19 protein-coding genes are annotated in these 20,614 nt (G+C 71.3%); 15 read left to right on the top strand and 4 right to left on the bottom strand.

Annotation, left to right across the window (positions count from 1 at the left end):
* Positions 1-93: 93 nt before the first annotated feature.
* Entirely contained in the window at positions 94-1,107 is a 1,014-nt protein-coding gene (locus RKD23_RS10775; RefSeq protein WP_424853488.1) for a LacI family DNA-binding transcriptional regulator, read from the bottom strand.
* A gap of 258 nt (positions 1,108-1,365) precedes the next feature.
* On the opposite strand from RKD23_RS10775, the gene RKD23_RS10770 reads away from it, so the two are divergent.
* The 8 genes from RKD23_RS10770 to RKD23_RS10735 all read left to right on the top strand — a co-directional run bounded on the left by RKD23_RS10770 (position 1,366) and on the right by RKD23_RS10735 (position 11,360).
* Complete coding sequence (locus tag RKD23_RS10770; RefSeq protein WP_424853487.1) at positions 1,366-3,297, top strand: acyl-CoA dehydrogenase family protein; 1,932 nt, start codon at positions 1,366-1,368, stop codon at positions 3,295-3,297.
* A gap of 80 nt (positions 3,298-3,377) precedes the next feature.
* A complete protein-coding gene (locus tag RKD23_RS10765) occupies positions 3,378-4,073 on the top strand; it encodes a hypothetical protein (protein WP_424853486.1) in 696 nt (231 codons plus the stop codon).
* A gap of 50 nt (positions 4,074-4,123) precedes the next feature.
* Complete coding sequence (dxr, locus tag RKD23_RS10760) at positions 4,124-5,380, top strand: 1-deoxy-D-xylulose-5-phosphate reductoisomerase (RefSeq protein ID WP_424853485.1); 1,257 nt, start codon at positions 4,124-4,126, stop codon at positions 5,378-5,380.
* A gap of 8 nt (positions 5,381-5,388) precedes the next feature.
* Positions 5,389-6,681: a M50 family metallopeptidase gene (locus tag RKD23_RS10755; RefSeq protein WP_424858213.1), complete on the top strand. Its 1,293-nt coding sequence runs from the start codon at positions 5,389-5,391 to the stop codon at positions 6,679-6,681.
* 171 nt (positions 6,682-6,852) lie between these two features.
* Positions 6,853-8,010, top strand: coding sequence for a flavodoxin-dependent (E)-4-hydroxy-3-methylbut-2-enyl-diphosphate synthase (gene ispG, locus RKD23_RS10750; protein ID WP_424853484.1), 1,158 nt, complete (start codon positions 6,853-6,855; stop codon positions 8,008-8,010).
* 174 nt (positions 8,011-8,184) lie between these two features.
* Positions 8,185-9,033 (top strand): GNAT family N-acetyltransferase, encoded by an 849-nt coding sequence (locus RKD23_RS10745; RefSeq protein WP_424853483.1) that lies wholly within the window; start codon positions 8,185-8,187, stop codon positions 9,031-9,033.
* A gap of 19 nt (positions 9,034-9,052) precedes the next feature.
* Positions 9,053-9,586 (top strand): GNAT family N-acetyltransferase, encoded by a 534-nt coding sequence (locus tag RKD23_RS10740; protein ID WP_424853482.1) that lies wholly within the window; start codon positions 9,053-9,055, stop codon positions 9,584-9,586.
* Between the two features lie 73 nt (positions 9,587-9,659).
* Positions 9,660-11,360 carry a proline--tRNA ligase gene (locus RKD23_RS10735; RefSeq protein ID WP_424853481.1) on the top strand — a complete coding sequence of 567 codons (1,701 nt, stop codon included), beginning with the start codon at positions 9,660-9,662 and terminating at the stop codon, positions 11,358-11,360.
* A 51-nt stretch (positions 11,361-11,411) separates the two neighbouring features.
* On the opposite strand, the gene RKD23_RS10730 is transcribed toward RKD23_RS10735, so the two are convergent.
* The 3 genes from RKD23_RS10730 to RKD23_RS10720 are packed head-to-tail and all read right to left on the bottom strand — an operon-like array spanning position 11,412 to position 13,269.
* On the bottom strand, positions 11,412-12,311 hold the full coding sequence (locus RKD23_RS10730) for an aminoglycoside phosphotransferase family protein (protein ID WP_424853480.1): 900 nt from the start codon (positions 12,309-12,311) through the stop codon (positions 11,412-11,414).
* 26 nt (positions 12,312-12,337) lie between these two features.
* A complete protein-coding gene (locus RKD23_RS10725; protein WP_424853479.1) occupies positions 12,338-12,790 on the bottom strand; it encodes a ferritin-like domain-containing protein in 453 nt (150 codons plus the stop codon).
* Positions 12,787-13,269 (bottom strand): hypothetical protein, encoded by a 483-nt coding sequence (locus RKD23_RS10720; RefSeq protein ID WP_424853478.1) that lies wholly within the window; start codon positions 13,267-13,269, stop codon positions 12,787-12,789. Before RKD23_RS10720 ends, RKD23_RS10725 begins: the two co-directional genes overlap by 4 nt.
* A gap of 270 nt (positions 13,270-13,539) precedes the next feature.
* Here RKD23_RS10720 and rimP point away from each other — a divergent pair, with 270 nt between their 5' ends.
* The 7 genes from rimP (at position 13,540) to truB (ending at position 20,493) form a co-directional block, all read left to right on the top strand.
* A complete protein-coding gene (rimP, locus tag RKD23_RS10715) occupies positions 13,540-14,049 on the top strand; it encodes a ribosome maturation factor RimP (RefSeq protein ID WP_404046587.1) in 510 nt (169 codons plus the stop codon).
* A gap of 2 nt (positions 14,050-14,051) precedes the next feature.
* A complete protein-coding gene (nusA, locus tag RKD23_RS10710; RefSeq protein WP_424853477.1) occupies positions 14,052-15,038 on the top strand; it encodes a transcription termination factor NusA in 987 nt (328 codons plus the stop codon).
* 90 nt (positions 15,039-15,128) lie between these two features.
* Positions 15,129-15,425, top strand: coding sequence for a YlxR family protein (locus tag RKD23_RS10705; RefSeq protein WP_404046592.1), 297 nt, complete (start codon positions 15,129-15,131; stop codon positions 15,423-15,425).
* Between the two features lie 147 nt (positions 15,426-15,572).
* The gene (infB, locus tag RKD23_RS10700) at positions 15,573-18,668 is read left to right on the top strand and encodes a translation initiation factor IF-2 (protein WP_424853476.1); all 3,096 of its coding nucleotides are present in this window, start codon (positions 15,573-15,575) and stop codon (positions 18,666-18,668) included.
* Positions 18,669-18,809: 141 nt separating this feature from the next.
* The gene (locus RKD23_RS10695; protein WP_399652029.1) at positions 18,810-19,103 is read left to right on the top strand and encodes a DUF503 domain-containing protein; all 294 of its coding nucleotides are present in this window, start codon (positions 18,810-18,812) and stop codon (positions 19,101-19,103) included.
* 35 nt (positions 19,104-19,138) lie between these two features.
* Complete coding sequence (gene rbfA, locus RKD23_RS10690; RefSeq protein ID WP_424853475.1) at positions 19,139-19,591, top strand: 30S ribosome-binding factor RbfA; 453 nt, start codon at positions 19,139-19,141, stop codon at positions 19,589-19,591.
* Positions 19,588-20,493 carry a tRNA pseudouridine(55) synthase TruB gene (gene truB / locus RKD23_RS10685; RefSeq protein WP_424853474.1) on the top strand — a complete coding sequence of 302 codons (906 nt, stop codon included), beginning with the start codon at positions 19,588-19,590 and terminating at the stop codon, positions 20,491-20,493. The genes rbfA and truB overlap by 4 nt, the downstream gene beginning before the upstream one ends.
* Positions 20,494-20,614: the final 121 nt, after the last annotated feature.

Genomic DNA, 20,614 nt, shown 5'->3' with positions numbered 1-20,614 from the left:
TACTCCTGAGGACATGGGGATGCCCCGTACCTGGCGGGGCGGACACGTGCGGAGAGGGCGGGGGTGTGGGGGTGTCGGGAAGCGGCGGGGATGTCAGGAAGCGGCGGGGGCCGGGCCCGAACTCGCCCGGACGGTCAACTCGGGCGCGATCAGCACGACTTCGTCGCCCTCACGCCCGTCCAGCTTCGCCATCAGCCGTTCCACCGCGTGCCGGCCCATCTCCTGGGCGGGGATGGCGACGGACGTCAGCCGCACCGAGGCCTGCGTGGCGACCTGGTCGGGGCAGACGGCGACCACCGACACGTCCTCGGGCACGGCCCGGCCCTGCTGGCGCAGCAGCGCGAGGAGCGGCTCGACGGCCGACTCGTTCTGCACGACGAAGGCGGTCGTGCCGGGGCGTTCGTCGAAGACCCGGGCGAGTGTGGCGCCCATCGCGTCGTACCCGCCCTCGCAGGGCCGGTGCAGCAGCCGTACGCCCAGCTCCTTGGCGCGGGACCGCAGTCCGTCCAGGGTGCGTTCGGCGAAGCCGGTGTGCCGCTCGTAGACCGCGGGCGCCTCGCCGATGACGGCGATGTCGCGGTGGCCCAGCATCGCCAGCTGCTCCACGCACAGCGCGCCCGTCGCGGTCCAGTCCAGATCCACGCAGGTCAGGCCCTCGGTGTCGGCGGGCAGCCCGATCAGCACGGACGGCTGGTCGGTGCCGCGCAGCAGCGGCAGCCGCTCGTCGTCCAGCTCGACGTCCATCAGGATCATCGCGTCGGCGAGCCCGCTGCCGGTGACCCGCCGCACCGCGTCGGGGCCCTCCTCGCCGGTCAGCAGCAGGACGTCGTAGCCATGGGTGCGGGCGGTGGTGGCGACCGCGATGGCGATCTCCATCATCACCGGCACGTACATGTCCGTACGCAGCGGGATCATCAGCGCGATGATGTTGGACCGCTTGCCGGCCAGGGCGCGGGCCCCGGCGTTCGGGTGGTAGCCCAGCTCACGGATGCTCTGCTCGACCCGCTGCCGGGTGGTGGCGGAGATGGACCGCTTGCCGCTGAGGACATAGCTCACCGTGCTCGCCGACACTCCGGCATGCTGGGCGACCTCGGCGAGGGTGACCATCCAGCTCTCCAAGCTTTGTGAAGCGCTTCGACAGTGCGCAGGGTGAACAATGGCGAGTGAGGGTGGTTCGACAGTAGCTCCAGCCCGGGTGGGTGTCCATAGCTAGTCGAAGCGCTTCGATAGCTGTTTTGTGCCCGCATCGGCCGAACGGCCGCCCGAGGACTGGTGGGGGAGTCCGCTTTCGGGTACGAACGATCCGGTAGCACCGATCGGTAACGCACGGTCCCCTTGATCCCTCTTCGCGGCGAGGTGAGCCTCATGTCCGCAGCACCGCCCCCACGCAACGTCACCGAGCGTGAGGCCCGCCAGGTCGCGGAAGCGGCCCGGGAGCAGGACTGGCGCAAGCCCAGCTTCGCCAAGGAACTGTTCCTCGGGCGCTTCCGACTCGACCTCATCCACCCCCACCCCCTTCCCGCCGACGACGACGCCCAGCGCGGCGAGGAGTTCCTCGCCAAGCTCCGCGACTTCTGCGAGACGAAGATCGACCCGGAGGTCGTCGAACGCGACGCCCGCATCCCCGACGAGGTCGTCGACGGCCTCAAGGAACTCGGCGCGCTCGGCATGAAGATCGACCCGAAGTACGGCGGCCTCGGCCTCACCCAGGTCTACTACAACAAGGCCCTCGCCCTGGTCGGCTCCGTCAGCCCGGCCGTCGGCGCGCTGCTCAGCGCCCACCAGTCCATCGGCGTGCCCCAGCCGCTGAAGATCTTCGGCACCCAGGAGCAGAAGGACACCTTCCTGCCGCGCTGTGCCCGCACCGACATCTCCGCCTTCCTGCTCACCGAGCCGGACGTCGGCTCCGACCCGGCGCGCCTGGCCACCATGGCGGTGCCCGACGGGGGCGAGTACGTCCTCGACGGGGTGAAGCTCTGGACCACGAACGGCGTGATCGCCGACCTGCTCGTCGTCATGGCACGGGTGCCGAAGTCCGAGGGGCATCCCGGCGGCATCACGGCGTTCGTGGTGGAGTCCGCCTCCGAGGGCGTCACCGTCGAGAACCGCAACGCCTTCATGGGCCTGCGCGGCCTCGAGAACGGCGTCACCCGCTTCCACCGGGTCCGCGTCCCCGCCGGCAACCGCATCGGCCCCGAGGGCGCCGGACTGAAGATCGCCCTGACCACCCTCAACACCGGCCGGCTCTCGCTGCCCGCGATGTGCGTGGGCGCCGGCAAGTGGTGCCTGAAGATCGCCCGCGAGTGGTCCGCGGTCCGCGAGCAGTGGGGCAAACCGGTCGCCCTGCACGAAGCGGTCGGCTCCAAGATCAGCTTCATCGCGGCCACCACCTTCGCCCTGGAGGCGGTCCTGGACCTCTCCTCCCAGATGGCCGACGAGGACCGCAACGACATCCGCATCGAGGCCGCCCTCGCCAAGCTCTACGGCTCCGAGATGGCCTGGCTGATGGCCGACGAACTCGTCCAGATCCGCGGCGGCCGCGGCTTCGAGACCGCCGCCTCCCTGCGCGCCCGCGGCGAACGCGCCGTGCCGGCCGAGCAGATGCTGCGCGACCTGCGCATCAACCGCATCTTCGAGGGCTCCACCGAGATCATGCACCTGCTCATCGCCCGAGAGGCCGTCGACGCCCACCTCAGCGTCGCGGGCGACCTCATCGACCCCGACAAGTCCCTGTCCGACAAGGCGAAGGCAGGCGCGAACGCGGGCGTCTTCTACGCCAAGTGGCTGCCGAAACTCGTCGCGGGCGCAGGTCAACTCCCCGTCTCCTACGGCGAGTTCCGCCACGAGGTCGACCTCTCCGGCCACCTGCGCTACGTCGAACGGCACGCCCGCAAACTCGCCCGCTCCACCTTCTACGCCATGTCCCGCTGGCAGGGCCGCATGGAGACCAAGCAGGGCTTCCTCGCCCGGATCGTCGACATCGGCGCCGAGCTCTTCGCCATGAGCGCCGCCTGCGTCCGCGCCGAGCTGCTGCGCAGCCGGGGCGACCACGGCCGCGAGGCCTACCAGCTCGCCGACACCTTCTGCCGCCAGGCCCGCATCCGCGTCGACACCCTCTTCGACCGCCTGTGGACCAACACCGACGACATCGACCGCCAGGTCGTCAAGGGCGTCCTGTCGGGCACCTACACCTGGCTGGAGGAAGGAATCCTCGACCCCTCGGACGACGGCCCGTGGATCGCCGACGCCACCCCAGGCCCGTCCACGAGGGAGAACGTCCACCGCTCGATCCGCTGAATCCCCGGCACCCCTCACCCTTACGTGTGGTGCACAATCAGCCACTGATTGATCAACCGCACGTGAACTCAGGGGTGGGGATGCGCAGCACACGGGCACGACACGGAGCGGCCGCCGCACTCGCGGCGGCCGTCCTCATGACGACGGCCGCCTGCGGGGGCGACGACGGGGCAGGGCAGGACGCGGGCGCGAAGCCGCTCACCGAGGCCCAGCTCCTGGCCGCCGCCCTCGCCGAGGGCGACGTCGGGGCGTACACCGCGCAGGAGCCCGTCGCCGCGCTGAGCGACGAGTACACCGCCCAGCCGGAGGTCTGCCAGCCGCTCGTCAGCCTCACCGAGGGCGCGACCGCGCACGACCCCGTCGCCGAGATCGCCCGTGACGTCTCGGACCCCTCCGCCGACCCGGGCATCGACATCGACCTGCACCTGCGCTCCTACGACGGCCAGGACGCGGCCGCCGTCATGGAGGCGCTCGGCAAGGCGGGCGAGGAGTGCGCGGACGGCTTCACCGAGGAGCGCGCGCTCGTCGACGCCGAGGTCGTGCAGGTCGAGACGCTCCAGGCGCCCGCCGTCGGCGACGAGGCGTACGCGTTCCGCATCACCACACAGGACGTCGAGGACGCGGACATCCGGCTGTACGACTACCTCACGGTCGTCCGCTCCGGCTCGACCACCCTCTCCTTCCGGGCCGACATGCTCGGGACCGAGGACTTCGGCGGCGTACCGCAGGACGTCGTCGACGCGCAGTGGGAGAAGTTCCGGCGCACCACGGCGTGAGCGCACCCCTTGAGCACATCCGGGGTCCGGGTACGGGAAGAATGGGGGGCATGAGCGACAGCCCAGCCCCCCTCGCCGATCCGCACCTCGTCTACGACCCCGTCGTGGGAGACGGGCCGAAGGACGTGGTGATCCTCGGGTCCACCGGCTCGATCGGCACGCAGGCCATCGACCTCGTCCTGCGCAACCCCGGCCGCTTCCGGGTGACCGCCCTGTCCGCCAACGGCGGCCGGGTCGCCCTGCTCGCCGAGCAGGCCCGCCGCCTGCGGGTGCGTACGGTCGCGGTGGCCCGCGAGGACGTCGTACCGGCACTGCGCGAGGCGCTGGCCGCCGAGTACGGCACGGGCGAGCCGCTCCCCGAGATCCTCGCGGGACCGCAGGCGGCCACGGAGGTGGCCGCCTCCGACTGCCACACGGTCCTGAACGGCATCACCGGCTCCATCGGCCTCGCCCCGACCCTCGCCGCGCTGGAGGCGGGCCGCACCCTGGCGCTCGCCAACAAGGAGTCGCTCATCGTCGGCGGCCCGCTGGTCAAGGAGCGCGCCAAGCCCGGCCAGATCATCCCGGTCGACTCCGAGCACGCCGCCCTCTTCCAGGCCCTCGCCGCCGGCACCCGCGCCGATGTCCGCAAGCTCGTCGTCACCGCATCCGGCGGCCCCTTCCGCGGCCGTACGAAGGAACAGCTCGCGCACGTCACCGTCGAGGACGCCCTCGCGCACCCCACCTGGGCCATGGGCCCGGTGATCACGATCAACTCCGCGACCCTGGTCAACAAGGGCCTGGAGGTCATCGAGGCGCACCTGCTCTACGACATTCCCTTCGACCGCATTGAGGTCGTCGTCCACCCCCAGTCGTATGTTCACTCGATGGTGGAGTTCACGGACGGATCGACCCTGGCGCAGGCCACGCCCCCCGACATGCGCGGCCCGATCGCCATCGGCCTGGGCTGGCCGGAGCGCGTGCCCGACGCGGCGCCCGCCTTCGACTGGAGCACGGCCTCGACGTGGGAGTTCTTCCCGCTCGACAATGACGCCTTCCCGTCGGTGAACCTCGCCCGGCACGTGGGCGAGCTCGCGGGGACCGCCCCGGCGGTGTTCAATGCCGCCAACGAGGAGTGCGTGGAGGCCTTCCGGGCCGGTGCGCTGCCCTTCAACGGGATCATGGAGACCGTCACCCGGGTCGTCGAGGAGCACGGCACGCCGGGGGCGGGAACTTCGCTGACCGTGTCGGACGTCCTCGAAGCGGAGACCTGGGCGCGCACCCGAGCCCGGGAACTGACGGCACAGACGGCGGAGGCCCGTGCATGACGACCCTGATGTTCATCCTCGGCATAGTGGTCTTCGCGGTCGGCCTGCTGTTCTCGATCGCGTGGCACGAGCTGGGCCACCTCTCCACGGCCAAACTGTTCGGCATCCGCGTGCCGCAGTACATGGTCGGCTTCGGCCCGACCATCTGGTCGCGGAAGAAGGGCGAGACCGAGTACGGCGTCAAGGCGATCCCGTTCGGCGGCTACATCCGCATGATCGGCATGTTCCCGCCAGGCCCCGACGGCAAGCTGGAGGCCCGGTCGACCTCGCCCTGGCGCGGCATGATCGAGGACGCCCGCTCGGCCGCCTTCGAGGAGCTCAAGCCGGGTGACGAGAACCGCCTCTTCTACACGCGCAAGCCGTGGAAGCGGGTCATCGTGATGTTCGCGGGCCCGTTCATGAACCTCGTCCTCGCCTTCGGCCTGTTCCTCTCCGTGCTGATGGGCTTCGGCATCCAGCAGCAGACCACCACCGTCAGTTCGGTCTCCCCGTGCGTGATCTCCCAGAGCGAGAAGCGCGACGAGTGCAAGAAGTCCGACCCGGCCTCCCCGGCCGAGGCCGCGGGCATGAAGGCCGGCGACAGGATCGTCGCCTTCGACGGACACCGCACCGACGACTGGAACACCCTCTCCGACCTCATCCGCGACAGCGCGGGCAAGGAAGTGGCGATCGTCGTCGACCGCAAGGGGCAGGAAGTCACCCTGCACGCGAAGATCGCCACCAACCTGGTCACCAAGAAGGACTCCAGCGGCGCCTACGTCCAGGGCGAGTACGTCAAGGCCGGCTTCCTCGGCTTCAGCGCCGCCGAGGGCGTCGAGACCCTGGGCTTCGGCGACTCCATGACCTGGATGGGCGACCGCGTCGGTGACGCCGTCGACTCCCTCGTCGCCCTGCCCTCCAAGATCCCCGCCCTGTGGGACGCCGCCTTCGGCGACGGACCGCGCGAGCAGGACTCCCCGATGGGCATCGTCGGCGCGGCCCGGGTCGGCGGCGAGATCGCCACGCTCGACATCCCGGCCTCCCAGCAGCTCGCCATGTTCGTGTTCCTGCTGGCCGGATTCAACCTCTCGCTGTTCCTGTTCAACATGCTGCCGCTGCTGCCCCTGGACGGCGGCCACATCGCGGGCGCCCTGTGGGAGTCGCTGCGCCGGGGCACCGCCCGGGTGCTGCGCCGCCCCGACCCCGGCCCGTTCGACGTGGCGAAGCTGATGCCGGTCGCCTATGTGGTCGCCGGGATCTTCGTCTGCTTCACGGTGCTGGTCCTGATCGCGGACGTGGTCAACCCGGTGCGCATCTCGTAGACACCCGCGGTTCACGGCGGTCGGGCACTCTCTGTGTCCGGCCGCCTCCCATCGGGTGGCATTGCCGGGCGGGATGTGATCGGGCCGGGGTGCGTGCCGTAATCTCGAAGCCTGGAGCCCGCCGCAGATACGGGTCCGGACCTTGATCCACGACTTGGGGTTGCACAGCAGATGACTGCGATTTCTCTCGGCATGCCGTCCGTTCCGACCAAGATCGCCGAGCGCCGCAAGAGCCGGCAGATCCAGGTCGGCTCCGTGGCGGTCGGCGGCGACGCCCCGGTCTCGGTCCAGTCCATGACGACGACCCGTACGTCCGACATCGGCGCCACCCTCCAGCAGATCGCGGAGCTGACCGCGTCCGGCTGCCAGATCGTCCGGGTCGCCTGCCCCACGCAGGACGACGCCGACGCCCTCGCCACCATCGCGCGCAAGTCGCAGATCCCGGTCATCGCCGACATCCACTTCCAGCCGAAGTACGTCTTCGCCGCGATCGAGGCGGGCTGCGCCGCGGTCCGTGTGAACCCCGGCAACATCAAGCAGTTCGACGACAAGGTCAAGGAGATCGCCAAGGCCGCCCGGGACCACGGCACTCCGATCCGCATCGGCGTCAACGCCGGCTCCCTCGACCGCCGCCTGCTCCAGAAGTACGGCAAGGCCACCCCCGAGGCCCTCGTCGAGTCCGCCCTGTGGGAGGCCTCCCTCTTCGAGGAGCACGACTTCCGCGACATCAAGATCTCGGTCAAGCACAACGACCCGGTCGTGATGATCGAGGCCTACCGCCAGCTCGCCGCCCAGTGCGACTACCCCCTCCACCTCGGCGTCACCGAGGCGGGCCCGGCCTTCCAGGGCACGATCAAGTCGGCCGTCGCGTTCGGCGCCCTGCTGTCCCAGGGCATCGGCGACACGATCCGCGTCTCCCTCTCCGCGCCGCCGGTCGAGGAGGTCAAGGTCGGCAACCAGATCCTGGAGTCCCTCAACCTCAAGCAGCGCGGCCTCGAGATCGTCTCCTGCCCGTCCTGCGGCCGCGCCCAGGTCGACGTCTACAAGCTCGCCGAAGAGGTCACCGCCGGCCTCACCGGCATGGAGGTCCCCCTCCGCGTCGCCGTCATGGGCTGTGTCGTCAACGGCCCCGGCGAGGCCCGCGAGGCCGACCTCGGCGTCGCCTCCGGCAACGGCAAGGGCCAGATCTTCGTCAAGGGCGAGGTCATCAAGACCGTCCCCGAGTCCAAGATCGTCGAGACCCTCATCGAAGAAGCGATGAAGATCGCCGAACAGATGCAGGACGAGGGCGTCCCGTCCGGCGAGCCGTCGGTGTCGGTGGCGGGCTGAACCTCTTCAGGAGCTGCGGGGACGTGTCCCTCAAGGGGCGCGGGGAACTGCGCGACAAGCCACGACGCACGGAAACCCGCCGACGAAGCTCAGCCCCGCAGATGGGAAGGCGCACGGCTCAGCACGCGCAGCTATAGTGCGGAGACCAGCAGAACCCCACGATGAGGCCCGCACGTGTTGACCCAGACCACCTCCCGGGTCCTCGAACCGAGTGACCTGGACGCCGCACTCGCCGTCCTCGACAGAGAACCCGTGGTGAACGCCTTCGTGACGTCCCGGGTCCAGGTCGCCGGCCTGGACCCCTGGCGCCTCGGCGGCGAGATGTGGGGCTGGTACGAGGACGGCCTGCTCACCTCCCTGTGCTACGCGGGCGCCAACCTCGTCCCCATCTGCGCCACCCCGCGTGCCCTCCGGGCCTTCGGCGACCGGGCCAGAAGGTCCGGCCGCCGCTGCTCCTCGATCGTCGGCCCCGCCGAGCAGACCGCCGAGCTGTGGCGGCTGCTCGAACCGCACTGGGGCCCGGCCCGCGACGTCCGCGCCCGCCAGCCCCTGATGGTCACCGACCGCATGCCGGCCGACATCACCCCGGACCCGTACGTCCGGCGCGTCCGCAAGGACGAGATGGAGACGATCATGCCGGCGTGCGTCGCCATGTTCACCGAGGAGGTCGGTGTCTCCCCGCTCGCCGGCGACGGCGGCCTGCTCTACCAGGCCCGCGTCGCCGAACTCGTCGGCACCGGCCGCTCCTTCGCCCGCCTCGACGAGCGGGGCAAGGTCATGTTCAAGGCGGAGATCGGCGCCGCGACCGACCGTGCCTGCCAGATCCAGGGCGTCTGGGTGGCCCCCGAGTACCGCGGCAAGGGCCTCGCGGCCCCGGGCATGGCGGCGGTCCTCGCCTACGCCCTGGCGGACGTGGCCCCGGTGGCCAGCCTCTACGTCAACGACTTCAATACGGCGGCGAGGCGCACGTACAAGCGGGTGGGCTTCGAAGAGGTCGGCGCTTTCATGAGCGTGCTGTTCTGACCCCTGTAGGCTCCCCGGCATGGACCTCGCCATCGGCCCTCTGGACCTGTCCGCTCGCGTCGACGAGGCCCTCGCGGTCCAAGCGGTCGCCTTCGATCTGGACGCGGACGAGGTGGCGGTCCGCCGCCAGATCGTCCTGCGCCACATGACCTACCCGGGCGCGCGAGCGCTGGGCGCGACCAGCCGGGGCCAGCTCGTCGGGTTCATCTACGGCATGCCCAACGACCGCGCCCACTGGTGGTCCACCGTGGTGGAGCCCTACCTCCGCGCCGAGGGCAACGAGACCTGGCTCGACGACTCCTTCGTCATCACCGAGCTCCACGTCCACCCGGCGTACCAGAACCGCGGCATCGGCCGGACCCTGATCACCACGATCACCGACAGCGCTGCCGAACCCCGCTCCATCCTCTCGGCGATCGACACCGACAGCCCCGCCCGCGGCCTCTACCACTCCCTCGGCTACGTCGACCTGGCCCGCCGCGTCCACTTCCCGAGCGCGCCCAAGCCGTACGCCGTCATGGGCGCCCCGCTTCCGCTGCGCCGCCCCCGCTAACCGATTTCCGCAGCCCCCCACCCCCCGGCTAACCTCCTAGCCATCACCCTTACCCGGCAGGAGTACGAGAACCATGGCCAACGCACCGGTCCAGCGCATGTCCCAGTTGATGGCGAAGACCCTGCGCGACGACCCGGCGGACGCCGAGGTCCTCAGCCACAAGCTCCTCGTGCGCGCCGGCTACGTCCGCCGCACGGCCGCCGGCATCTGGAGCTGGCTGCCCCTCGGCAAGAAGGTCCTCACCAACGTCGAGCGCATCGTCCGCGAGGAGATGGACGCCATCGGCGCCCAGGAGGTCTCCCTCCCCGCGCTGCTGCCGCGTGAGCCGTACGAGGCGACCGGCCGCTGGGACGAGTACGGCGCCGAGCTGTTCCGCCTCAACGACCGCAAGGGCGGCGACTACCTCCTCGGCCCGACCCACGAGGAGATCTTCACCCTGCTGGTGAAGGACCAGTGCTCGTCCTACAAGGACCTGCCGGTCATCCTGTACCAGATCCAGACGAAGTTCCGCGACGAGGCCCGCCCCCGCGCCGGCATCCTGCGCGGCCGCGAGTTCCTGATGAAGGACTCGTACTCCTTCGACCTGGAGGACGAGGGCCTCGCCAAGTCCTACGCCCTGCACCGCGAGGCCTACCAGCGCGTGTTCGAGCGCCTCGGCCTCGACTACCGCATCTGCGCCGCCACCGCCGGTGCCATGGGCGGCTCGAAGTCGGAGGAGTTCCTGGCCCCGGCCGAGGCCGGCGAGGACACCTTCGCCGACTGCCCCAACTGCGACTTCGCGGCGAACACCGAGGCGATCACGTACGAGCTGAAGCCGGTCGACGGCTCCGCGGTGCCCGCCGCCGAGGACATCCCCACCCCGGACACCCCGACCATCGAGACCCTGGCCGCCTCCCTCGGCGTCCCGGCCTCCGCCACGCTGAAGAACCTCCTGGTGAAGGTCGACGGCGAGATCGTCGCCGTGGGCGTGCCCGGCGACCGCGAGGTCGACATGGACAAGGTCGAGGCGCACTTCGCCCCCGCGACCGTCGAGATGGTCACCGAGGCCGACTTCGCCGAGCGCCGCGATCTGGTCCGCGGCTACGTCGGCCCGCAGGGCCTGGACAAGGTGACGTACCTCGCCGACCCGCGCGTGGCCCCCGGTACCTCCTGGATCACCGGCGCCAACAAGGAGGGCATGCACGCGAAGAACGTCGTCGCGGGCCGCGACTTCGAGGTCGACGCGTACGTCGACGTCGTGGTCGTCCAGGACGGCGACCCGTGCCCCAAGTGCGGCACCGGCCTGAAGCTGGACCGCGCCATCGAGATCGGCCACATCTTCCAGCTGGGCCGCAAGTACACCGACGCGCTCAAGCTGGACGTCCTCGGCCAGAACGGCAAGCCGGTCCGCGTCACCATGGGCTCCTACGGCATCGGCGTCTCCCGCGCGGTGGCCGCCCTCGCCGAGCAGACCGCCGACGACAAGGGCCTGTGCTGGCCCGCCGAGGTCGCCCCGGCCGACGTCCACGTCGTCGCCGCGGGCAAGGCCCTGCAGACCGAGCTGGCCCTCGACGTCTCCGACAAGCTGGCCGCGGCCGGCCTGCGCGTCCTGGTCGACGACCGGGCCGGGGTGTCCCCGGGCGTGAAGTTCACCGACTCGGAGCTGATCGGCGTACCGAAGATCCTCGTCGCGGGCCGCCGCGCGGGCGAGGGCGTCGTCGAGCTGAAGGACCGCAGGACGGGCGAGCGCGAGGAGCTGACGGTCGAGGAGGCCGTCGCGCGCCTCACCGCGTAAGGCAGCCAGAAGGTGCGGGTTCCCGGTCCGGGAACCCGCACCTTCCGTGTCTCACAGCCAGCTCGCGAACTCCAGCAGCAGCTCGGCGTCCTGCGGCCGTCCCACCCTGCGCGCCCGCACGCCCGACTCCACGGCCCGGAACAGGGTCCAGCCCCGCAGCCGTTCCTGGTCCACGTCCAGCGACTCCGCGAGCCGCTTCACCCGGCGCCGGGTCGTCGCCGCGCCCGACGGGGAGGCGATCAGGTCCTCCACCCGGTCCCGGACCAGCCGCGCCAGATCGAAGGCGCACTCGCCGACCAGCGGGTCCGGCCCGACGGCCAGCCACGGCATCCGCTCGCCCGCGAGCACCTTGGACTGCCGGAACGTGCCGTGCAGCAGCCGGTGCTCCGGCGGCGCCTCCAGCAGCTCCTCGCGCACCGCGAGCGCCGCGTCGACCAACGGCACCAGCTCGGCGTCGGCGTCCGCGCTCGCCCGCATGGCCCGCGCCTGCCGCCCGGTCCGCTCCGCGACCGTCGCGAAGACGTCTCCCTCCGGCGGTTCCACCCACAGCCGTCGCAGCGTCCCCGCCGCCTCCAGCAGCGCCTTCGCCTCCGGCAGCGACCGCACCGAGACGTCCGGATGCAGCCGCTCCAGCAGCAGCACACCTTCCGTCCCGTCCTCGTCGAGCAGTTGTACGGTGCCCCGTCCGGCCCAGTGCGCCAGCGCGGCCCGCTCGCTGCCCGGCCGCGCGCGCGGCGGGGCCAGCTTCAGCACCGCGGGCGTCCCGTCGGCCCGGCGCACCAGCACCACCAGGCTGCTGCGGCCGCCGGGCACCTGGATCCGGTCCACGGTCAACTCGCGTAGCGCGACGGCACGGTCGAGCGTCTCGGGGAGCTTGTCCAACCAGTCGTCACCGTCCGGCGCGCTCTCACCGAGCGCCCTGACCAGACGCCGCGGCGGTTCGAAAGCCATGCGCGAGTTGTCCTTTCCCGTAACCGTCACCCCGTAGGCGCGGCCGAGGTCCCGGAAGACCGCTCGGCGAGCCCAGGGAAGGCTACGCTCCCGCCGCGCCAGCGCACCGCGCGCACCGCGGCCTCCCGCAGCGCCAGCGCGGCCGAGGCCCGGCGCTCGCCGGTCGACGCCCGCACCAGGTCGGAGTAGACCCCCGCCACGCGCTCCTCCAGTTCGGCGGCGAGCCGCACCGCCGACTCCGCGTCGCTCACCGGGAACGGCAGTGCGTACCCGGCCGCCGCCGCGACCGGCTCACCGCCCAGGTCCCGCACCTCGCGGCCCAGGCTGTCGCGCCGGCTGCGGTGGGCGTCGTAGGCCGTGCGTGCCTCGGTGCGGCGGCCCTCGCCGATGCGCGCGCCGACCACTCCGTAGCCGTAGACGGCGGCGTGCTCGGCGGCCAGGGCGGCCTGCACCGCGGTCAGTTCGTCCTTCTGGCTCATGCGTGGCCCTCCGTCGGCGCCAGGGTCAGCAGATACGCGTGCGCGGCTCCGGCGGCGGCCACGGACGCCAGCAGCCGCGCCAGCTCACCGGGCACCCCCAGCAACGCCTCGGCCCGCCGGTCGGCGAGCCCCCGCTCGGCGGCGGCCAGCCCGGCGAGGGCGTCCTCGGGGGTGACCGGGGCCGGTGTCGACGAGGGGCGCGGGGAGCGCCGTACGCCTCCGAAGGCGGTCACATGCCGCGCGGTCTCCTCCCGCAAGGGCCGGACGCGCTCGGCCAGCGCGGGATGGGCCGCGAGGACGGCGTCGTACCGCTCGACCAGGTCGGCACTGTCGGCGGCGGCACGCACGCGTACCCGCTCACCCACTGCCGGACTCCCCCCGGTGGCCGAGTCCCGGTCCTCGCCGTCGGAGGTGCACCCGACCAGCAGGACGCCTCCGGCCGCGGAGGCGAGCAGGCTTCTTCTGCGCAGAAACGGCACGGCAGTGGTCCTCGGGATTCGTACGACCGGACGTGATCACGGTACCCGCGCCCACCCGGAACTCATGTCACCGCCTCGGTGCATGCCGCCAGGGGCGCGGGGAACTGCGCGAACAACCACGGACAACCCGCACTCGCACGACGACCATGCCCCCCGAGTTCCTAGGCGCCCCGAACGCCCATGGACGGCAACACACCCCCGGACCGGATACCCTTTGACCTGACACGCGCCCCAACCCACAACAGCACACGCGGCCGAGGAGTCACCCGGATGAGCACCACCCAGAGCGAGAGGCTGCGAGAACTTCTGGAGCCGCTCGTCACCTCCCAAGGCCTCGATCTGGAAGAGATCGCCGTCGACTCGGTCGGCCGCAAGCGTGTGCTGCGCGTGGTCGTCGACTCGGACGAGGGTGCCGACCTGGACGCGATCGCCGATGTGAGCCGTGCGCTCTCGGCGAAGCTCGACGAGACCGACGCGATGGGTGACGCGGCCTACGACCTGGAGGTCGGCACCCCCGGCGCGGAGCGCCTCCTCACCGAGCACCGGCACTTCGCACGCGCCGTCGACCGGCTCGTGAAGTTCCAGCTGACCGAGGGCGGCGAGCTGATCGCGAGAATCCTCGGCGTCGACGAGGACGGCCTGGACGTCGAGGTCCCCGGTGTGAAGGGCCGCAAGGCCACGAGCCGCCGGCTGGGCTTCTCCGAGTTCGACAGGGCGCGCGTCCAGGTCGAGTTCAACCGCAAGGACAAGAAGGACATGAAGGAAGAGGAGGAGGCGTAGCCGTGGACATCGACATGAGCGCCCTGCGGGGCTTGGTCAGGGAGAAGGAGATCTCTTTCTCCCTGCTGGTCGAGGCGATCGAATCGGCCCTCCTCATCGCCTACCACCGCACCGAGGGAAGCCGCCGACACGCGCGCGTGGAGCTCAACCGGGAGACCGGGCATGTGACCGTGTGGGCGAAGGAGGACCCCGAGGACCTCGAGCCGGGCCAGGAGGTCCGCGAGTTCGACGACACCCCGTCCGGGTTCGGCCGTATCGCCGCCACCACCGCCAAGCAGGTGATCCTGCAGCGGCTGCGCGACGCCGAGGACGACGCGACGCTCGGCGAGTACGCCGGCCGCGAGGGCGACATCGTCACCGGTGTGGTCCAGCAGGGCCGCGACCCGAAGAACGTGCTCGTGGACATCGGCAAGCTGGAGGCGATCCTGCCGGTGCAGGAGCAGGTGCCGGGTGAGACGTACCCGCACGGCATGCGGCTGCGGTCGTACGTCGTCCGGGTGGCGAAGGGTGTGCGCGGCCCGTCCGTCACTCTTTCGCGTACGCACCCCAACCTGGTGAAGAAGCTCTTCGCCCTGGAGGTGCCGGAGATCGCCGACGGTTCGGTGGAGATCGCCGCCATCGCGCGTGAGGCCGGTCACCGCACCAAGATCGCCGTACGGTCCACCCGCTCGGGCCTGAACGCCAAGGGCGCCTGCATCGGCCCCATGGGCGGCCGGGTGCGCAATGTCATGGGCGAGCTGAACGGCGAGAAGATCGACATCGTCGACTGGTCGGACGACCCCGCGGAGATGGTGGCCAACGCCCTGTCCCCGGCCCGGGTCTCCAAGGTCGAGGTCGTGGACATGGCGGCCCGCTCCGCGCGCGTGACCGTGCCGGACTACCAGCTGTCGCTGGCGATCGGCAAGGAAGGGCAGAACGCCCGGCTCGCGGCCCGGCTGACCGGCTGGCGGATCGACATCCGCCCCGACACCGAGCAGACCGGGGAATAGATCCCAGCCGAACGACGCTGAGATCACGACAACAACCGTTCGATTCTTGCCCCAAAAGGGTGAGGTCGGCACGGGGAGGTAGACTTAACTGTGTCTGGCCGGACGCACGCCCGCGCATGCCCTGAACGCACCTGTGTGGGGTGCCGGGAGCGAACGGCCAAGACCGGTCTGCTGCGCATCGTGGCGATCAAGGACGAGTGCGTCCCCGATCCACGCGGTACGCTGCCCGGCCGGGGTGCGTATGTGCACCCCGCCCTCGTCTGTCTCGACCAGGCGGTACGCCGCCGGGCGTTCACGCGGGCACTGCGCGCCCCGGGAGCGCTCGACACAAAGGCGTTGCGCCGATACGTCGAGCAGTCGACAGTTGCCGAAGAGGCAACACCGTAAGAAGCGCCGTACGGAACACCCCGTGCGGTCTGGTACCTCGCGAGTCGAAAGCAGGTCGAGATTGCGATGAGCACTCGATGAGTACGCGATGAGTACGCCCATGAACTAGCGACGGTCCGGCCGCAACCCGGACCTCAAAGGAGCGAAGTGGCTAAGGTCCGGGTATACGAACTCGCCAAGGAGTTCGGTGTGGAGAGCAAGGTCGTCATGGCCAAGCTCCAGGAACTCGGTGAATTCGTCCGATCGGCATCCTCGACCATCGAGGCGCCCGTTGTACGCAAACTGACTGACGCCTTCCAGGGTGGTGGCAGCGGCAAGTCCGCCAAGCCCGCCGCCCCGAAGAAGGCTGCCCCCAAGCCCGCCCCCGCGCCCTCCCCGGCGCAGGCGGCACGTCCGGCTGCTCCGCGGCCGGCCGCCCCCAGGCCCGCGGCCCAGGCGCCCGCCGCCCCGGCGGCCCAGGCGCCCGCCGCCCCGGCGGCCCCGGTGACCCCGGCCGCCTCGGCGCCGGCCCCCGGCCCGCGCCCGACGCCGGGCCCGAAGCCCGCGCCGCGTCCGGCCCCGGCGGCCCCGGAGTTCACCGCTCCGCCGTCCGCCCCGGCTCCCGCCGCGCAGGCCCCGTCCGCCCCGGCCGCTCCGGCCGCGCGTCCCGGCGGCCCGAAGCCCGGCTCCCGTCCTGCTCCCGGCCAGGGCCAGGGTGCCCGTCCGGGTCAGGGTGAGCGTCGTCCCGGTGGCCAGGCCCCGCGTCCCGGCGGTGCCCGTCCGGCCGGTCCGCGCCCGGGCAACAACCCCTTCACCTCCGGCGGCAACGCCGGTATGGCCCGCCCGCAGGCTCCGCGCCCGCAGGGTGGCCCGCGTCCCGGCGGCCCCGGTGCCCCCGGCGCCGGTCCCCGTCCGCAGGCGCCCGGCGCCCAGGGCGGCGGTCCTCGTCCGCAGGCTCCCGGCGGTGCCCGCCCGACTCCGGGCTCGATGCCGCGTCCGCAGGGCGGTCCCCGTCCCGGCGGCGGCCCCGGCGGCCCGCGTCCCAACCCCGGCATGATGCCGCAGCGTCCCGCTGCCGGCCCCCGTCCCGGCGGTGGCCCCGGTGGCCGCGGTCCCGGTGGCGGCGGTCGTCCCGGCGGTGGCGGCGGCGGTCGTCCCGGTGGCGGCGGCTTCGCCGGCCGTCCGGGTGGCGGTGGCGGCGGCTTCGCCGGTCGTCCCGCCGGTCCCGGTGGCGGCGGTGGCGGCGGCTTCGGCGGCCGTCCCGGTGGTCCCGCCGGTGGTGGCGGTGGCCGTCCCGGCTTCGGTGGCCGTCCCGGTGGTCCCGGTGGCCGTGGTGGCACGCAGGGCGCCTTCGGCCGTCCCGGCGGTCCCGCGCGTCGTGGCCGTAAGTCGAAGCGGCAGAGGCGCCAGGAGTACGAGGCCATGCAGGCCCCGTCGGTCGGCGGCGTGATGCTGCCTCGCGGCAACGGCGAGACCATTCGCCTGTCGCGCGGTGCGTCGCTCACCGACTTCGCGGAGAAGATCAACGCCAACCCGGCGTCGCTCGTCGCGGTCATGATGAACCTCGGCGAGATGGTCACCGCGACCCAGTCCGTCTCCGACGAGACCCTCCAGCTCCTCGCGGGCGAGATGAACTACCAGGTTCAGATCGTCAGCCCGGAGGAGGAGGACCGCGAGCTGCTCGAGTCCTTCGACATCGAGTTCGGCGAGGACGAGGGCGACGAGGAGGACCTGGTGGTCCGCCCGCCGGTCGTCACCGTCATGGGTCACGTCGACCACGGTAAGACCCGACTGCTCGACGCCATCCGCAAGACGAACGTCATCGCGGGCGAGGCCGGCGGCATCACCCAGCACATCGGTGCCTACCAGGTCTCGACCCAGGTCAACGACGAGGACCGCGCGATCACCTTCATCGACACCCCGGGTCACGAGGCGTTCACCGCCATGCGTGCCCGTGGTGCCCGGTCGACGGACATCGCGATCCTGGTCGTCGCGGCCAACGACGGCGTCATGCCGCAGACGGTCGAGGCGCTCAACCACGCCAAGGCGGCCGACGTCCCGATCGTCGTCGCGGTCAACAAGATCGACGTCGAGGGCGCCGACCCGACCAAGGTGCGCGGTCAGCTGACCGAGTACGGCCTGGTGGCCGAGGAGTACGGCGGCGACACCATGTTCGTCGACATCTCCGCCAAGCAGGGTCTGCACATCGACTCGCTGCTGGAGGCCGTGATCCTCACGGCCGACGCCTCGCTCGACCTGCGGGCCAACCCGAACCAGGACGCGCAGGGCATCTCGATCGAGTCCCGCCTCGACCGCGGCCGCGGTGCCGTGGCGACGGTCCTCGTCCAGCGAGGCACGCTGCGGGTCGGCGACACGATGGTCGTGGGCGACGCCTACGGCCGAGTGCGCGCCATGCTCGACGACAACGGCAACAACGTCGCCGAGGCCGGCCCGTCGACGCCGGTCCAGGTCCTGGGCCTGACCAACGTCCCGGGTGCGGGTGACAACTTCCTGGTGGTCGACGAGGACCGTACGGCCCGTCAGATCGCCGAGAAGCGTGCCGCCCGTGAGCGCAACGCGGCCTTCGCCAAGCGCACGCGTCGCGTCTCGCTGGAGGACCTGGACAAGGTCCTGAAGGCCGGCGAGATCCAGCAGCTGAACCTGATCATCAAGGGTGACGCGTCTGGTTCCGTCGAGGCCCTCGAGTCCTCCCTGCTCCAGCTGGACGTCGGCGAAGAGGTCGACATCCGCGTCCTGCACCGCGGCGTCGGTGCGGTCACGGAGTCCGACATCGACCTGGCGATGGGCTCCGACGCCATCGTGATCGGCTTCAACGTCCGCGCGGCCGGCCGCGCGGCGCAGATGGCCGAGCGCGAGGGCGTGGACGTCCGGTACTACTCGGTCATCTACCAGGCGATCGAGGAGATCGAGGCGGCCCTCAAGGGCATGCTCAAGCCGGAGTACGAAGAGGTCGAGCTCGGCACGGCGGAGATCCGCGAGGTCTTCAAGTCGTCCAAGCTGGGCAACATCGCCGGTGTGCTCATCCGGTCGGGCGAGGTCAAGCGCAACACCAAGGCGCGCCTCATCCGCGACGGCAAGGTCGTCGCGGAGAACCTCAACATCGAGGGCCTGCGTCGCTTCAAGGACGACGTCACCGAGATCCGCGAAGGCTACGAGGGTGGTATCAACCTCGGAAACTTCAACGACATCAAGGTCGACGACGTCATCGCGACGTACGAGATGCGCGAGAAGCCGCGCGCGTGACCTGACACGCGACCGGGGCCGGTCGGCGGAAGTTATTTCCGTCGATCGGCCCCGGCCGTTGCGTGTACGGTTCCCGTATCGGCGCCGGCACTCTCGGCCCGGCGCCCGTACCCCGAACCGGCGGGACATCCGGACACACACATGTATGTGGGGACTCTGTCCTTCGATCTGCTCCTCGGCGACGTCCACTCGCTCAAGGAGAAGCGCTCCCTGGTCCGTCCGATCGTCGCCGAGCTCCAGCGCAAGTACGGAGTGAGCGCGGCGGAGACGGGCCACCAGGACCTCCACCGCAGGGCCGAGATCGGGCTGGCGCTCGTCTCGGGGGACACCGGGCACCTCAGCGACGTACTGGACCGCTGTGAGCGGCTGGTCGCCGGGCGGCCCGAGGTGGAGCTGCTCTCGGTTCGACGCAGGCTCCACAGCGACGAAGACTGAAGCAAGAAGCAAGAAACTTTTAAGGAGACGGACCAGTGGCCGACAACGCGCGGGCCAAGAGGCTGGCGGACCTCATCCGGGAAGTAGTGGCCCAGAAGCTGCAGCGCGGGATCAAGGACCCGCGGCTCGGCTCGCACGTCACCATCACGGACACCCGGGTCACCGGGGATCTGCGGGAGGCGACCGTCTTCTACACCGTGTACGGGGACGAGGAGGAGCGGAAGGCGGCGGCCGCCGGTCTGGAGAGCGCCAAGGGCGTGCTCCGCAGCGCGGTGGGTGCCGCGGCGGGCGTGAAGTTCACCCCGACGCTGACCTTCGTCGCCGACGCCCTGCCGGACACCGCCAAGACCATCGAGGACCTCCTCGACAAGGCGCGCCAGTCCGACGCCAAGGTGCGCGAGGTCTCGGCCGGCGCCGACTACGCCGGCGGGGCGGACCCGTACCGCAAGCCGGACGACGCCGACGAGACGGACGACGCCGCCGAATGACCCAGAAGCACACCACGCCCGACGGCCTTGTCATCGTCGACAAGCCGTCGGGCTTCACCTCGCACGACGTGGTCGCCAAGATGCGCGGCATCGCCCGCACCCGCCGCGTCGGCCACGCCGGCACGCTCGACCCGATGGCGACGGGCGTCCTCGTCCTCGGCGTGGAGCGCGCGACCAAGCTCCTCGGGCACCTCGCGCTGACCGAGAAGGAATACCTGGGCACGATCCGCCTGGGCCAGACGACCGTCACCGACGATGCCGAGGGCGAGATCACGGGGTCGGTCGACGCCTCGAAGGTCACCCGGGACGCCATCGACGCGGGCATCGCCAGGCTCAGCGGCGACATCATGCAGGTGCCGTCCAAGGTCAGCGCCATCAAGATCGACGGCGTGCGCTCCTACAAGCGGGCACGCGACGGCGAGGACTTCGAGATCCCGGCCCGCCCGGTCACCATCTCGTCCTTCGCGGTGTACGACGTCCGCGACGCGGTCGCCGAGGACGGCACGCCCGTCCTCGACCTGGTCGTCTCGGTGACCTGCTCCTCCGGCACCTACATCCGCGCCCTCGCCCGGGACCTGGGCGCCGACCTGGGCGTCGGCGGCCACCTCACCGCGCTGCGCCGCACACGCGTCGGGCCGTACAAGCTGGACACGGCGAAGACGCTGGACCAGCTCCAGCAGGAGCTGACGGTGATGCCGATCGCCGAGGCCGCCGCGGCCGCGTTCCGGCGCTGGGACATCGACGCCAGGCGCGCCCGGCTGCTCGTCAACGGCGTACGCCTGGAGATGCCGGACGAGTACGCGGCCTCCGGGCCGGTCGCCGTGTTCGACCCCGAGGGCCGTTTCCTGGCGCTCGTCGAGTCGCACAAGGGCAAGGCGAAGAGCCTGGCGGTCTTCGGCTGACACCGGCCGGCATCCGCCCGTGGAGCGGCGATCACGGGGCATCCTCTGGCCGCCGCTCCACGGTCCCCCCTCGGTTCCCCCACCCCTAGGGTGTATCCACCCGACCCTGTCCATTCACCCG

Origin of the sequence: Streptomyces sp. SAI-170, from assembly GCF_049739565.1 — a bacterium.
Lineage (GTDB): Bacteria > Actinomycetota > Actinomycetes > Streptomycetales > Streptomycetaceae > Streptomyces.
Note: the sequence above shows the minus strand (reverse complement) of the source record. Positions and strands in the feature narration are given on the sequence as shown.